Raw genomic sequence first — 13,915 nt, 5'->3', positions numbered from 1 at the left:
CGGGTCGAGCGGGATCAGCGCGTCGACGGCGTGAACGTGATCGGCAGCTTCTCGCATCCACGGACCTGGGACGAATGGAAGACCGCGGGATTGTCCGGAACGAGCGCGTAGTCGGGAATCCGCTTGTGAATCTCCTCCATGGCGAGCCTCAGCTCGAGCCGCGCGAGATGGGAGCCGAGGCAGCGATGCGGGCCGGCGCCGAACCCGATGTGGCGGTTGGGGTGCCGTTCGATCTGCAGCTCGTCAGGGTTGTCGAACTCGTCGTCGTCCCGGTTGGCGGAGGTCATCAACACCAAGAGTTGGTCGCCGGCCTTGATCGAGACACCACCGATCTCGGTGTCTCGGGTCGCACGCCGGCCGCCGCTCGTGGCAGTCTCGATCCGCAGGATCTCTTCCACCGCCGACGGAATCAGCGTCGGGTCGTCAAGGATCGCCTCGCGCTGCTCGAGATTACGAGACAGGTGGATGAGTCCCCAGGCGAGAGCGCCTTGGACGGTGTGGAGTCCCGCGACGAGAAGCAGGAAGAACATCCGGCACAGTTCCTCGTCGGTGAGCTGCCTGGGTGTTCCTTCGACGTCGAGTGGGGTGTTGATGATCTGCGCCGTGAGGCTCCCGGAGTTGTCGTCGCCGGAGCGGACCCGGGCGACCACCTGCCCGAAGTACTCGTAGATCTCGCCGGCGGCCTTCGCGCGGGCCTCGGCCGATTCCTCCTCGCTCGCGCCGGGGATGCCCTGGAGCGTGATGTCGGTCCACTCCGTGAATTGCGGTGCGTCACTCAGTGGCCACCCCATGAGCGCAAGGAAGATCCGCGTCGGCAGTTCGTGTGCGAACTCGGAGATGAACTCGCACTCGCCCTTTTCTGCGAAGTCGTCGATCAGCGCGGTGATGATGCCCCGGATCTCGGGCTCGAGCGCCTTCATTTGCTTGGGACTGAACAGCGGCTGAAGTGCCTGCCGATAGTAGCTGTGTTCGGGCGGGTCGAGTTCGAGTGGAAGGAATTTGCCCTGCGCGGCATTGAGCAGGTTGTTCGGGAAGCTCGAGAACGTCTCCGGATCCTGGAGCACCTGGAGTGCCTCGCTGTATCGGGTGACGACCCAGTGTCCGCCGTGATGTGGGGAGTAGAGGACCGGCCCTTGCTTGCGTAACGCAGCGACACGCTCCTGGAACACATCGGCCGGCACGGCCAGGGACGGGTCGTACACATCGAAGTCGGTGATCAGATGTGCGGGAATTTCGATCTGTGTCGTGATCATCGGCGATCCTTCGCGAGGGGAGTGATCCGGAGGGCGCCTCGGCGGGGAGGGGTCTTCCGGGGAGTCAGGTGATGTGGCGCTGTGACGAGCGCGGGCTGACGTGGGGAGGGGCGATTGCCTTGGGACGACGGTAGATCAGTCGTTTCCGACCGGTCAACAGCGTATGTGCTCATGTCTGCGTTTCGCAGGGGAATTGCTGTCGCGCAGTCGGTGCCCGCTTGACCGATTAACCGATAGCATTTAGATTGATCGGTGTGATGCGCAGCACTCGCGTGCTGCGGGTGGGGCGCGTATCACACGTAGCACGCGGTGCTTCCCTGTTCGTGTCCGTGAACTGAAATCTGTTGTGGGACAGAACGTACTGTCTGCAATCCCGGCGCCGTTCGTCGTCACAGAATTGTCTCCCGGAGGGGCAAACATGGGCTTTCGTCGCGTAATCGCAGTCGAACGCAAGGGCGCGGCCGTGCTCGTCGCCGACGAGCAGATCGAGAGGCTGGACGCCGCCGGAATCGACCCCATCTGGCGAACCGACTCCGATCCCGAGGTCCCCAATTCCGGTGAAGTACCGGACGCCGTCGGATTTCCGGATCCGGGCGGAGTGTGGGTGATCGGCTGGGTGCTCGAGCCTGGTCGCATCGGCGACAGCGACAACGGAATCGTCGTCATGGACGACGAGGATCCGGGGTTTCATCGGACGGATTCCGTGGACGTGCACGTCCTTCTCGAGGGTTCGCTCGTGCTCGAACTCGACGACGGTGTGGAGATCGAACTGAATCCCGGCGACACGGTGGTGATCAACGGGAACAGGCACCGATGGCACAACCGAGGAGAACGGACCGCTCGGGCCATCGTCACCATCTGCGGCGCGTCACGCAATGACCGACAGGAGAACTGAAATGGAATCGGCAACCGAGAACACCGGGTCGAACGTGAACTATGCGCCGGCTGCGAGGAAGGCTCCGCTCCGGTGCGGAGTGTTCCTTCCGCCGTACCACAATCCCCGCCGTAACCCCACGATGGCGATCGAACAGGATCTCCGCCATGTCGAGGATCTCGATCGGCTCGGTTTCCACCAGGTGTGGTTCGGCGAGCATCACAGCGGTGGATACGAGGTCGGTCCGTCACCGGAACTGATGATCGCGGCAGCTGCACAGCGCACCGAGCGCATCGAGCTGTGCAGCGGTGTCATCTCTCTCCCGTACCACCATCCGTTGATGGTGGCCGACCGAATCACGTTCTTGGATCACATGACTAGAGGACGCATCAGGATCGGTGTCGGGCCGGGCGCGCTCGTGGCCGACTCGCAGATGATGGGCATGGACTACAACCTTCTGCGGCCGCGGATGGAGGAATCCCTCGACGCCATCCTGGAACTGCTCGAGACACCGGGGCCGGTCGACCGGAAGACCGAATGGTTCTCCCTCGAGGATGCCCGAGTGCAGCTGGGCCCCTATTCGTACCCCGGCGTGCCGATCACCGTCGCGGCGGCGATGTCCCCGTCCGGACCCAAGCTGGCAGGCAAGTACGGACTCGGTCTGCTCTCCATCGGTGGCACCAGTGACAAGTCGTTCGAATTGCTCGAGCAGACGTGGGGTATCACGACCCACGAGGCGAACGAGCACGGTCGGACGGTCGACCGCGGTGACTGGGCGATCGTCGGCAACATCCACATCGCCGACACCTTCGAGCAGGCCGTCGAGGACACCCGGTACGGGCTGCGCGACTTCATGGATTACCGCCACGTCGTCACCCCGATGAAAATGATCGAACCCGGCGAAGAAGTCGCGCACGAGGAACTGGTCCGGCGCGTCAACGAGTCCGGATATGGCTGCATCGGCGATGCGAACGACGCCATCGACTACATCCAGAAGATCATCGACCGCACCGGCGGCTTCGGCACCTTCCTCGCGACAGCACACGACTGGGCCGACACCGAGGCCACCTCACGCATGTACCGCATCCTCATGCGCGACGTCATGCCGCGCTTCACGGGCGCCTGCGAACCGCTGCTGAACTCCTATCACTGGACCCAAGCGCGCAAGGACGGCTTCAGTGAGCGATTCGCGACCGGCATCAGCCAAGCGACGCAGGACTACGAGCGTGTGAAGAGCGCGCGGTAGTCGATCCGGCAAGACCCCGCTCAACACCGTTATCCGACAGCAGGAGAATCGATGACCTCACTCGACGGAAAAGTAGCAATCATCACCGGCGGAGCTCGCGGCCAGGGTCGCGCCCACGCGCTCACGCTTGCCGCTGCCGGCGCCAGGATCGTGGTGTGTGACGTCGCCGCACCGATCAAGAATGTGCAGTATGCACTCGCGACACCGGGGGACCTCGAGGAGACGATCCAGCTGGTCAAGGAAGCCGGGGGTGAGATTGCCGGCATGCAGGCGGATGTGCGAAGCAGTGCGGACATGAAGGCTGTCGCAGATCTTGCGGTATCGCAATTCGGAAGGATCGACATCCTGCTGGCGAACGCCGGAATCCACGATCACTGCGAGTCGACGATCGAGATCGAAGACGACGCGTGGCAGACGATGCTCGACGTCAACCTCACCGGAGCGTGGAAGGCGTGCAAGGCTGTCGTACCGGTGATGATCGAGGGTGGTCGAGGCGGATCGATCGTGATCACCTCGTCGGTCGACGGACTCGGCGCTTCTCCCTCGTGGGGGCACTACGGCGCCGCGAAGCACGGACTCCAAGGCTTGAAGGACACACTCGCGTTCGAGCTCGCCGATCACAACATCCGCGTCAACACGGTCAACCCCACAGGGGTCAATTCGCCCATGGCGGAGGGACTGTCGAAGGTGTTGCCACACGTGGTGCGGAAGTGGAAGCACAACGACCGCACGAATCTGCTCGACGTGATGATGCTCGAACCACAGGATATCTCCGACGCCGTGTTGTGGCTCGTGTCCGACGGCGCGAAGTACGTGACCGGGATCGACCTGCCGATCGACGCGGGCTACCTGACCAAGCACTGACCGACCGGACTTTCTGCGACACCCGCCCGTAGGGCGAAGGAGCGATATGCCGATTCACGAAAGCGGTGCGATCCGATGACACCGGGTCCCGGGGTGGCCCGCGAGTTCCCGGCCACCGTCCTGGCCGGTCCGTACGCGGACGGCCTGGACCTGCCGTATTGGGAAGGTCTGCGGGCGGGTGAGCTGCGGCTGCAGAGATGCGGCCGGTGTGGACTGTGGATCTGGGGACCACGCTGGATGTGCGGACAGTGCCGGGCGTTCGACCCGGCATGGGTCGCCGTGGAACCGGTCGGACGGGTCTTCTCGTGGTCGCGGACCTGGCACCCCTTCATCCCGGAGCTGGCCGGCGAACTGCCGTACGTCACGGTTCTCGTCGAGCTCCCGCACGCCGGGGGGCGACGAGTGCTCGGTCTGCTGGCGGAGAACGACGATGCGGACATCGCCATCGGTGACTCGGCTGCGGGAATCATCCAGCAACCTGCCGACTCGCCCTGGCCGGTGCTCCGCTGGCGCCTCGCGAGCACTGCGAACGGGACCGAACGGGGAGACGAGCGATGACCGGCTCATTTCTCCGCGGTGCCGCAGCCGTCGTGGGCGTCAGCGAATTCCACTACAAACGAGGCGAATCGCCCGACAGCGAACTTCGGATGACGTTGCGCGCCATCGTCGAGGCTGCTGCCGAGGCCGGGGTGTCGCCCCGCGAGATCGACGGCTTCGTCTCGTACGGCGGCGGTGACAACGACGGGACCGTCGTGGGTGCGTCACTGATGTCGCACCGGATCCGCTGGTCCACCATGATCTGGGGTGGTGGCGGTGGTGGTGCCGCCGCGGCGATCACCAACGCGGCGGTCGCTATCGCAGCGGGCCAAGCACAGTGCGTGGTCGTGTACCGCGCCATGGCACAGCGGGATTCCGGCCGCCTCGGATATGCCAAGCACCATTTCGACGGTCACATGCTCCCGCACGGAGTCGGATCCCCCGCCCAGGCCTGCGCACTGCGCACCCAGCGGATGCTCGAGCACGACGGGGTCCCGGAATCCGCGATGAGGTCCCTGGTTCTCGCCGACTACGTACATGCGCAGCAGAATCCGGGTGCCGCGGCGTTCGGGCGTCCTCTCGACGAGTCGACCTACGAAGCCTCGCGGATGATAGTCGAGCCGTACCGGCTCTACGATTGTTCTCGTGAGAACGACGGAGCCGTTGCTCTGATCCTCGTCGCTGCCGAGCGCGCCGAGAAGCTCCATCCGAATCCGGCCTACGTGCTGGCCGGCAGTCAGGGCGCGGTAGGGGGCTACGCCGTCGACACGGAGAACGATCTCGACTACACCTCGGCGGGATTCTCCGGGGCGGCGGGGGTCGCGGAGAGTCTGTGGGCAGATGCCGACCTCGGTCCCGACCAGGTCGATGTCGTCCAGGTCTACGAGAACTTCAGTGGTTCCGGGGTGGCCGCGCTGATCGATCACGGGCTGTGCCCACCCGGCGCCGAAGCCGGCAAGGTCATGACCCTCGAGAATCTGACGGCTCCGCACGGACTGCTCCCGGTGAACACCAGCGGGGGCAATCTCGCAGATTCGTTCGTCAACGGGATGGGGCTGGCAGTCGAGGCCGTGCGCCAGGTGCGCGGACGCTCGGCAAACCAGGTGCCCGGGGCGAAGGTGTCCCTGTTCATCGGCGGGCCCATGGCCGCACTCTCGAGTTCGGTCCTTCTCTGCACGCGCGACGTGTTGTGAGCTGAAAGGAAGCAGGACATGAGCACCGACACCGACACCGACATCGATGGCGTCTCGATCGCCCAGCGGATCGTCGGGGCCTGGGAACTCGTCGAGTACTCGACAACCTCCGATACGGGAAAGGTCGACTACCCGCTGGGTCCCGAGCCTCGCGGACTGATCATCTACTCGGCGGACGGGTACATGTCGGCACAGATCATGCGTTCCGGCCGAACCCTCTACCGGACCCGCAACGTGCACAGCGGCGAGATGGGCGAACGAAGCGAGGCCGCCGGGGGGTACCTCGCCTATTCGGGTCCCTACCGTGTCGACGAGGACAACTCCGCTGTCTGGCACGAGATGGCGGTATCGCTGTATCCGAACTGGATCGGCGACGACCAGAAGCGGTACGTGCGCTTCGAGGGTGACGTGATGACCCTGTCGTCGGATCCGCTCGTGTTCCGCACCACCACGCTGTCTCCGGCACTGGTCTGGCGACGGATCACTCCCCGCGCGGTACGGACGGCGCCATGAGCCCGATGCAGCTCGTTCCTGCAGGCGAGATCCGGGTGCACATCGCACCGGCCAGATGAGAGGACGACACGTGTCGACGCGAGTGGACAGCAGCACCGGCCCGGCAACGGACACTCGGGCGCTCCGCGACGTCTTGGGACATTTCTGCTCCGGTGTGACGGTGGTGACGGCGATGGTGGGCGACGAACCGGCCGGATTCACCTGTCAGTCGTTCTCGGCGCTGTCGCTGGATCCGCCCCAGGTCCTGCTGTGCCCGAGCCGGCGTTCGACGAGCTGGCCGGCGATTCGTACCGTCGAGACGTTCTGTGTCAACGTACTTTCCTCGGGCCAACACGCTCTCAGTGACCGCTTTGCGAAATCGGGGGGCCGGAAATTCGACGGAGTGCGGTGGCGCCCGGCCGAGGGCGGCGCGCCGATCATCGGCGGGGTGGCAGCGTGGTTCGAGGTGGCGCTGGCTGCGGAGCACGACGGTGGCGATCACCTCATCGCGGTTGCCGACCTCCTCGACTTCGGGTCCGATCCGACCACGCAGCCACTGGTTTTCCATCGGAGTCGATACGGCGGGGTTGTGGAACTGAGTCTCGGGTCGATCGAAAGGGGGACGTGATGGGACGACCGGCAAAGCCTCTGATCAGCCGGAGTTCGACGATCGCGGCAAGCATCGAGATCATCGACACCGAAGGTATGGCTGCGTTCAGCCTGCCGCGCGTGGCCAAACACCTGAACGTGAAAACCTCCTCGCTGTATCACCACTTCGCCGATCGCCGTGAGCTCATGACAGAGGTGGCGAAGGAGCTCATGACCGGGGCCACGGTGCCCGAGTATTCGTCGGATACCGACTGGGTGGAATGGTTCGTCGAACTCAGCCTCAACTACCGCGACGCGATTCTCCGCCATCCCAATGCCGCTCTCGTGCTGGTGCAGTTTCTTCCGCGCGACGTCCTCACGAGAACGTACGAAATGTGTGCCCGAATCCTCGAGGACGGGGGCGTACCGGCGCGCCTGCACGTGGTGATCCTGGACGGACTGGAGAAACTGGCACTCGCCACCACTCTGAGCGATCTCATGCGCGACCCGGTCGGCAGCACGGAGGTCTTCCCGAATGTCGACGAGCGGAGACACCCGACGCTCACCCGCGCGCTGGCAGCCAACCGATGGTCGTCGCGCGAGCTCTTCGTGGTAGCGATCCGAGGATTCCTCGCCGGTGTGATGGGTGTGGCCACCGCACCGGTGAGCGACGAAGGTCTGCGGGACCTCGTCGGATCGTAAGCGGTAAGCCGTTGCTTCTTATGCCTTCTCGGTGACCGAGCAGCTCGGTGTACCGGTGAATTCTGTCAACTCGATGATACGGAGTAAGCCATCGTGACCCTTGATCTGTACGTGGACGGCACGTGGAGTGCCTCCACGAGCGCGGAGCGTATCGACGTCGTCAACCCGACCACCGAGGAACGCATAGGGGATGTCCCCGCCGGGGCTGCCGCAGATGTCGATGTGGCGGTGGCTGCTGCGCGGCGGGCCTTGGAGCAGTGGTCACAGACCGCGCCGCACACGCGGGCGGAGTTCGTCTCGCGTCTGGCCGACGAACTGGAGCGGCGACAGGAGGAGATCACCGATATCGTCGTCGCCGAGGTCGGCACCCCACGCAGGGTGGCGCGTTGGGCCCAGGTCGGACTGGGTATCGTCGACCTGCGTGAGGCCGTGACCGCAGCGAGGGACTTCCCGTGGGAAGAACAGCTCCGCAACTCCCTGATCGTGCGTGAGCCTGTCGGGGTGATCGGGTGTATCACGCCCTGGAACTACCCGTTGCACCAGATCACCGCCAAAATCGGGGCTGCGCTCGTGACCGGGTGCACGGTGGTCGTCAAGGCCAGCGAGGTTGCCCCGTTCACCGCCCACGCCCTGGCGGAAGCGGTCGACGCTGCCGGAGTTCCGGCCGGCGTATTCAATCTGGTTCACGGGTACGGTCCGATCGTCGGCGAGGCCATCGCCATTCATCCGGACATCGATATGGTCAGCTTCACGGGATCGAACTCGGTCGGCAAGCGAGTCCTCGAACTGGCCGCCGGGACAGTGAAGCGGGTGTCGGTCGAACTGGGTGGAAAGAGCGCCGCTGTGCTGCTCGACGACCTCAGCGACGAGGAGTTCGGTAAGGCCGTGCCGCACACCGTGCGTGCCTGCTACATGAACGGCGGACAGTCCTGCAATGCGCAGACTCGTTTGGTCGTACCGCGCTCCCGCCTGGCCGAGGCGGAGAAGCTCGCCGCGAAGGCGGCCGCGGCATATGCGCCCGGCGATCCCGCCGACGGCGACACGAAGCTCGGACCCATGGTTACCGCATCTCAGCGTGAGCGGGTCCTCGACTACATCCGTGCCGGCGTCAAGGAGGGCGCAAAGCTCGTCGCCGGGTCGGTCGACGCACCGGCCCGTACCGGATTCTTCGTCGAACCGACCGTGTTCTCGGAGGTGGACCCGGACAGCACGATCGCTCAGGAGGAGATCTTCGGTCCGGTGCTGTCGATCATCGCGTACGACACACCCGAGCAAGCGATCGAGATCGCGAACGGCACGATCTTCGGTATCGCCGGCGCTGTGTGGTCCGGCGACCCCGAGCGCGCGAAGTCGGTTGCGCGCAGGATGCGTGCGACGCAGATCGAGGTCAACGGTGGAAAGTTCAACGGCGCTGCGCCTTTCGGCGGATTCAAGCAATCCGGCCATGGGCGTGAGGGCGGGGCATTCGGCCTCGAGGAGTTTGTCGAAATCAAGAGTCTGCAGCTGTAGCGACGTTCTTGCGGGGACCGCCGCGGTCCCGCGAAGGAGTGAGCACGATGGTCTACACCGATCTTCCGTACGACGAGGCGACGAAAGCGGGTTTTGCCCGGGCGTTGTTCGATCACCTCGACCACGACACCACCGATATGGCGCCGGAGATCCTCGAGGTCGATCCGCGCGTCTACACCGATCCGGAACTGGCGGCCCGCGAGCGCAGAGAGCTGTTCGGATATGTGCCGATCATCGCGGCGCACAGCACCGAATTGCCCGGCAACCACGACTTTGCGACGGTCCAGTTGCCGAACAACGAGATTGTTCTCGTTCGGCAGGCGGACGGTGGGGTTCGTGGGTTCGTGAACACCTGCCGGCATCGAGGCGCCCGGCTCGTTCCCGAGGAGAGGGGTTCGAAGCGCATCTTTTCGTGCCGCTACCACGGGTGGGCGTATGGGAGCGATGGCAGTCTGCGGTCGATCGCGGACGAGCCGACGTTCGGGAGGGTCGATCGTCGCTGCATGAGCCTGCTGGAGGTTCCGGTCGAGGAGCGACATGGTTTCGTCTGGGTCGTCGACTCCGCCGCGGGTGATCGAACGATCGACATCGCGGAGTGGCTCGGCCGGGAGTTCGACGAGTCCCTCGCCGCCATGGAGATGGACAAGTACCACTGCCATATCGCCCAGAACTTCGATGTGGACATCAACTGGAAGGTCTTGATGGATGCCTTCCTCGACGGCTACCACATCACCTCGACCCACGCCGGAACTGTTGCGCCGTACTTCTACAACAACGCGCAATCCTGGGAACCCATGGGCAGGCACGGACGAATGGTCACGGCACGCAAGAGCATCGACACGGTGCGAGGTGTCGCGCCCGCGGACGCCCCGATCGACCGGCACATCACCGTTGCGCACTTTCTGATGCCCAATATGTCGGTGCTGCGTCAACCGGATCATCTGGAGGTGCTCAACTTCGTCCCTGCTCCGGGCACGCCCGTCGGGACTCGGATGCAGATGCGTCTTCTCACTCGGGAACCTGCCGTGACGGACGAGCAGAAGGCGCGGTGGGACAAGAACTGGAACATTCTGATGGCGGTACTTCGAGAGGAGGACCTCGTCGTCAACGAGGGTCTGCAGAAGGCCGTTACGAACACGGACATCGGACCGATCTACTTCGGGCGAAACGAGATTGCCAATCAGCATTTTCATCAGTGGATGGCGCGTGCGTTCGAGGATTCGAGGAAGTGGGGCTGAGCTCCGAAGTGCTCATTCCGGGCTTGTCGCCAGTACCGATAGACATTAGATTATTGCCCGTGTGATGCAGGGCATACCGCGGTGGTAAAGAGCGTCTCCCGCAGCCCCGCACCTCGACGGTCGCGATGGGCTTGCAATCGAACGATTCTGCCCCGTTGTCGACACACGTCGACAACCGCCACTCGCGCGTTCGTCGGCATCGAACCCAGATACCCCACAACCCGAAGGAACCCAACATGTCGCAGATCTCCGGCCCGGGGAAGGAAAGGGCCGTCTCGGGTGCCCGATCCGTGGTCCTCACCTGCTTGGCCATCACCATCCTCGATGGTGTCGACCTCATCATGTTCGGCGCGGTGCTTCCGACGTTGCTGGAAATCGAACAGTGGGGGATCACCACCGCCTCGGCAGGGTTGATCGGCAGCTTGTCGCTGTTCGGAATGATGGCCGGCGCAATGCTGGCCGGCTACCTCACGGACCTCGTCGGCCGGCGACCGATCGTGCTCGCCTGCATTGTGAGCTTCAGTCTGTTCACCGGGTTATGTGCCATTGCGCCGAATCTCGAGACCTTCGGCCTCTTCCGGTTGCTTGCCGGCCTCGGCTTCGGCGGAGCCCTCCCCACCCTGATTGCGCTCACCCAGGAATACGTCAAGGTCGACCGACGGCAGTTCTACAACGGCGTCATCCAAACCGGTTTTCCCATCGGCGGGTGCGTGGTCGCCATCGCCGCCATCTTCATGATCCCTGCCTTCGGCTGGGAATCGATGTTCGCAGTGGGTGGCCTCCTTGGGGTCGTGTTGTTCGTCATCGCATACCGAAGCCTGCCCGAATCGATCGCTTTCCTAGTGAGCAAGGGCCGGCACGATGAGGCCCGCGCGTTGACGCAGCGTTACTCGGTTGATCACGGTGCCGAATCCGGCCTGGCCCTGGAGGAGTCGAAAACCGCGAATGCCGGTTCCAAGTCGGGTCTCAAGCTCCTGTTCGCACCCGGATACAGGATCGCGACGATCATGTTCCCGCTCATCACCTTCTTCGGCCTTCTCGTCTCGTACGGCATGAACACCTGGATTCCTCAGATGCTGAGGGCCTCCGGCTACGATCTCGGGTCCGCGTTGACGTTCCTGCTCGCCTTCAACATCGGTAGCGGGTTCGGCATGGTGGTCATCACCGGTCTGGCGGATCGACTGGGATCGCGTCCGGTGATCTCGGTGAGCTTTGTCGGGGGAGCGATCGCAGTGTCCGCCCTGACCCTGCAGCCGGCACAGGCGCTCGTGTTCGGGTTGGTTCTGCTGATCGGCTTCTGTGCGTCCTCCACGACGGGCGTTTACGGATTCGTCGGGGTCTTCTACCCGGCCGCTGCGCGTGGCACAGCGCTCGGACTGGCGGTGGGGCTGGGCAGGTTGGGTGGTGTCTGCGGGCCCATTCTCACCGGAATGATCATGAGCTCTGCGCTCGGAGCGGACTGGGCCTACTACGCCTTCGCGTTCGCTGGAGTGGCTGCCGCAGTGCTGGTGTCGTTGGTTCCCCGAAGGACCAATGCCATGCATCGGACGGACGCGCCTGTCGAAAAGGCCGCGGAGCCTGCCTGATCGATTCCGAAACGTGAGGGGGCTGGGAGACGGAGGCGCGCACGTAGCCTTCATCTGCGACCCGAGCTTCGCGACGTTCCTGCTGTGTCGCACTGGCGGCTCTATCGACAGCAGAGGGCCGGCATCAGGGCTCCGGCGGTTGTGTAACCTACGTACGTTAGATATTGTGGTGTGATGTCGCCCACATCCGGCCCGGCGCTCCCGAGCCTCTCGGTCGACGAGGGCGGACAGGGGTGTCACCGACCGTACCGATGGCGCAGAAGGGCCGACCGCTATGAGGATGAAGACGAGATTGACCTGCCCGTGTGGAGCCGTGGTCACGGGCACGGATGAAGACGACCTGGTTGCGAAGGCCCGGTCGCACCTGAGCGAGTCACATCCCGGAATGGAGTACTCGCGCGATGAGATTCTCTTCATCGCGTACTAGCAGTGTCGCGTACCGGCAGTGTTTCGCCAATGGTCAAGCGGCTGTTCATCAACGACATCGATGCGGTGAGGAGTCGATTCCCGCGCAAGGGTCCTCGACACGTCGATCCGGCTCGGCTGATTTACAAAGAACGATTGACGTATCACTTCTCATGTATGTAAGCTGAATCACATGACGGTGCGAACTCTGTAGGGAAGTCGCCGTCCTCCAGCATCTTCCATCCCTCTGTTACATGTTCGAGCTGAGGAGCTTTGATGAAACTCGAAGGTAAGGTCGCGCTGATCACCGGTGCCGGGTCCGGGTTGGGACGCGAGGCGTCGCAGTTGTTCGCGTCGGAGGGCGCGAAGATCGCGGTGGTCGATATCGATCCGGAGCGTGCGAAGGGCACGGTCGAGTTGGTCGAGCAGCAGGGTGGTTCGGCGATCGCGGTCACCGCCGATGTACGCGTCGAGCAGCAGGTGGTCGATGCGGTGGCGGCGACGGTGGCGGCGTTCGGCAAGCTCGACATCGCGTGGGCCAATGCCGGGATCGTCTCGCGCGGTGGTGTGCCGTCCGTTGCGGGCGGTGAGCAGGTCGAGTTCCAGGATCTGACGGACGCGGACTGGCAGGACGTCATCGGGGTGAACCTGTCCGGCGTGTTCTACACCGCGAAGGCGGCGGTGCCGGCGTTGCGGGCCAATGGTGGCGGTGTCATCCTGGCGACCTCGTCGGCGGCGTCGTTCGTGGCGTACCACAGCATCGCAGCGTATTCGGCGACGAAGGCCGGTGTGAACGGGATGGTTCGCGGTCTGAGCCTGGATCTGGGCAAGTACGGGATCCGGGTGAATGCGATCGCCCCGACGCACGGGATGTCGCCGAACTTCCTGGCGCCGGCCGGTGCTCCGGTGGTGGGGCAGTCGTACGAGGAGGTCGCCGGTCCGTGGGACCCGAGTGTCTCGCCGATTCCGCTCAAGCTCAATCGTCCGCCGTCGCTGAAGGACAATGCGCGGGCTGCGTTGTTCCTCGTGTCGGACGAGTCGGCATACATATCCGGTGTCACCCTGCCGACCACCGACGGCGGCACCTTGTCTCGTGTGGCGATGATGTTCCCCGAAGACGGGAACAACCCGCCGCCGATGGTCACCGGCGAGGAATGACGATGACTGCCCACGACACGGAAGCGCAGTCAGGCACGCGCCGACTCGTCGTGGATCGGTCGGCGTGCGCCGGGCACGGCCTCTGTTACGGCCGCGCCCCCGAAATCATCGACTGCGACGATGCCGGATACCCGGTGCTCGTGCAGGAAACGCTCAGGACCGAGGAGCACATCGTGGCGGCCGAGGAGGCCGTCGCGATGTGCCCCGAACGAGCCCTGAGCCTCGAAACACTCTGACTTCTCGAGCAACACAGACCCTTCGAACGGGGCG

The 13,915-nt window shown here is 64.2% G+C and carries 15 protein-coding genes; 14 read left to right on the top strand and 1 reads right to left on the bottom strand.

From position 1 onward, the window contains the following. Positions 1-14: 14 nt before the first annotated feature. On the bottom strand, positions 15-1,253 hold the full coding sequence (locus CQZ88_RS14595; RefSeq protein WP_050034668.1) for a cytochrome P450: 1,239 nt from the start codon (positions 1,251-1,253) through the stop codon (positions 15-17). Positions 1,254-1,671: 418 nt separating this feature from the next. On the opposite strand from CQZ88_RS14595, the gene CQZ88_RS14590 reads away from it, so the two are divergent. From CQZ88_RS14590 to CQZ88_RS14525, 14 genes are all read left to right on the top strand, one after another. After that, positions 1,672-2,148 (top strand): cupin domain-containing protein, encoded by a 477-nt coding sequence (locus CQZ88_RS14590; protein ID WP_006936304.1) that lies wholly within the window; start codon positions 1,672-1,674, stop codon positions 2,146-2,148. A gap of 1 nt (position 2,149) precedes the next feature. After that, a complete protein-coding gene (locus tag CQZ88_RS14585) occupies positions 2,150-3,373 on the top strand; it encodes an LLM class flavin-dependent oxidoreductase (protein ID WP_006936303.1) in 1,224 nt (407 codons plus the stop codon). Positions 3,374-3,424: 51 nt separating this feature from the next. Beyond that, the gene (locus tag CQZ88_RS14580) at positions 3,425-4,237 is read left to right on the top strand and encodes a mycofactocin-coupled SDR family oxidoreductase (protein WP_006936302.1); all 813 of its coding nucleotides are present in this window, start codon (positions 3,425-3,427) and stop codon (positions 4,235-4,237) included. A 75-nt stretch (positions 4,238-4,312) separates the two neighbouring features. Continuing rightward, the gene (locus CQZ88_RS14575; RefSeq protein WP_029541633.1) at positions 4,313-4,795 is read left to right on the top strand and encodes a Zn-ribbon domain-containing OB-fold protein; all 483 of its coding nucleotides are present in this window, start codon (positions 4,313-4,315) and stop codon (positions 4,793-4,795) included. Further along, positions 4,792-5,967 carry a transporter gene (locus CQZ88_RS14570; protein WP_102799944.1) on the top strand — a complete coding sequence of 392 codons (1,176 nt, stop codon included), beginning with the start codon at positions 4,792-4,794 and terminating at the stop codon, positions 5,965-5,967. Before CQZ88_RS14575 ends, CQZ88_RS14570 begins: the two co-directional genes overlap by 4 nt. An 18-nt stretch (positions 5,968-5,985) precedes the next feature. Continuing rightward, positions 5,986-6,480 carry a lipocalin-like domain-containing protein gene (locus tag CQZ88_RS14565; protein WP_102799943.1) on the top strand — a complete coding sequence of 165 codons (495 nt, stop codon included), beginning with the start codon at positions 5,986-5,988 and terminating at the stop codon, positions 6,478-6,480. Between the two features lie 70 nt (positions 6,481-6,550). Next, complete coding sequence (locus CQZ88_RS14560) at positions 6,551-7,087, top strand: flavin reductase family protein (protein WP_102799942.1); 537 nt, start codon at positions 6,551-6,553, stop codon at positions 7,085-7,087. Beyond that, complete coding sequence (locus CQZ88_RS14555; RefSeq protein ID WP_043799821.1) at positions 7,087-7,749, top strand: TetR/AcrR family transcriptional regulator; 663 nt, start codon at positions 7,087-7,089, stop codon at positions 7,747-7,749. The genes CQZ88_RS14560 and CQZ88_RS14555 overlap by 1 nt, the downstream gene beginning before the upstream one ends. A 93-nt stretch (positions 7,750-7,842) precedes the next feature. Continuing rightward, entirely contained in the window at positions 7,843-9,258 is a 1,416-nt protein-coding gene (locus tag CQZ88_RS14550; RefSeq protein ID WP_102799941.1) for an aldehyde dehydrogenase family protein, read from the top strand. A 47-nt stretch (positions 9,259-9,305) separates the two neighbouring features. Further along, positions 9,306-10,496: an SRPBCC family protein gene (locus CQZ88_RS14545; protein WP_029541646.1), complete on the top strand. Its 1,191-nt coding sequence runs from the start codon at positions 9,306-9,308 to the stop codon at positions 10,494-10,496. 236 nt (positions 10,497-10,732) lie between these two features. Further along, positions 10,733-12,082: an MFS transporter gene (locus CQZ88_RS14540; protein ID WP_102799940.1), complete on the top strand. Its 1,350-nt coding sequence runs from the start codon at positions 10,733-10,735 to the stop codon at positions 12,080-12,082. 274 nt (positions 12,083-12,356) lie between these two features. After that, a complete protein-coding gene (locus CQZ88_RS14535; protein WP_373867490.1) occupies positions 12,357-12,509 on the top strand; it encodes a DUF1059 domain-containing protein in 153 nt (50 codons plus the stop codon). 254 nt (positions 12,510-12,763) lie between these two features. After that, complete coding sequence (locus tag CQZ88_RS14530; RefSeq protein WP_029541648.1) at positions 12,764-13,645, top strand: SDR family NAD(P)-dependent oxidoreductase; 882 nt, start codon at positions 12,764-12,766, stop codon at positions 13,643-13,645. A gap of 2 nt (positions 13,646-13,647) precedes the next feature. After that, positions 13,648-13,881, top strand: coding sequence for a ferredoxin (locus tag CQZ88_RS14525; protein ID WP_006936280.1), 234 nt, complete (start codon positions 13,648-13,650; stop codon positions 13,879-13,881). The last annotated feature ends 34 nt before the right edge of the window (positions 13,882-13,915 follow it).

Origin of the sequence: Rhodococcus sp. ENV425 (assembly GCF_002887785.1) — a bacterium.
Classification (GTDB): domain Bacteria; phylum Actinomycetota; class Actinomycetes; order Mycobacteriales; family Mycobacteriaceae; genus Rhodococcus; species Rhodococcus aetherivorans.
Note: the sequence above shows the minus strand (reverse complement) of the source record. Positions and strands in the feature narration are given on the sequence as shown.

What these genes read in the sequence shown, in the direction of transcription:
- CQZ88_RS14590 (WP_006936304.1), top strand. Translation starts at nt 1,672, where the DNA reads ATGGGCTTTCGTCGCGTAATCGCAGTCGAACGCAAGGGCGCGGCCGTG.
- CQZ88_RS14595 (WP_050034668.1), bottom strand. Translation starts at nt 1,253, where the DNA reads ATGATCACGACACAGATCGAAATTCCCGCACATCTGATCACCGACTTC.
- CQZ88_RS14555 (WP_043799821.1), top strand. Translation starts at nt 7,087, where the DNA reads ATGGGACGACCGGCAAAGCCTCTGATCAGCCGGAGTTCGACGATCGCG.
- CQZ88_RS14565 (WP_102799943.1), top strand. Translation starts at nt 5,986, where the DNA reads ATGAGCACCGACACCGACACCGACATCGATGGCGTCTCGATCGCCCAG.
- CQZ88_RS14580 (WP_006936302.1), top strand. Translation starts at nt 3,425, where the DNA reads ATGACCTCACTCGACGGAAAAGTAGCAATCATCACCGGCGGAGCTCGC.
- CQZ88_RS14530 (WP_029541648.1), top strand. Translation starts at nt 12,764, where the DNA reads ATGAAACTCGAAGGTAAGGTCGCGCTGATCACCGGTGCCGGGTCCGGG.
- CQZ88_RS14575 (WP_029541633.1), top strand. Translation starts at nt 4,313, where the DNA reads ATGACACCGGGTCCCGGGGTGGCCCGCGAGTTCCCGGCCACCGTCCTG.
- CQZ88_RS14535 (WP_373867490.1), top strand. Translation starts at nt 12,357, where the DNA reads ATGAGGATGAAGACGAGATTGACCTGCCCGTGTGGAGCCGTGGTCACG.
- CQZ88_RS14570 (WP_102799944.1), top strand. Translation starts at nt 4,792, where the DNA reads ATGACCGGCTCATTTCTCCGCGGTGCCGCAGCCGTCGTGGGCGTCAGC.
- CQZ88_RS14525 (WP_006936280.1), top strand. Translation starts at nt 13,648, where the DNA reads ATGACTGCCCACGACACGGAAGCGCAGTCAGGCACGCGCCGACTCGTC.
- CQZ88_RS14585 (WP_006936303.1), top strand. Translation starts at nt 2,150, where the DNA reads ATGGAATCGGCAACCGAGAACACCGGGTCGAACGTGAACTATGCGCCG.
- CQZ88_RS14545 (WP_029541646.1), top strand. Translation starts at nt 9,306, where the DNA reads ATGGTCTACACCGATCTTCCGTACGACGAGGCGACGAAAGCGGGTTTT.
- CQZ88_RS14540 (WP_102799940.1), top strand. Translation starts at nt 10,733, where the DNA reads ATGTCGCAGATCTCCGGCCCGGGGAAGGAAAGGGCCGTCTCGGGTGCC.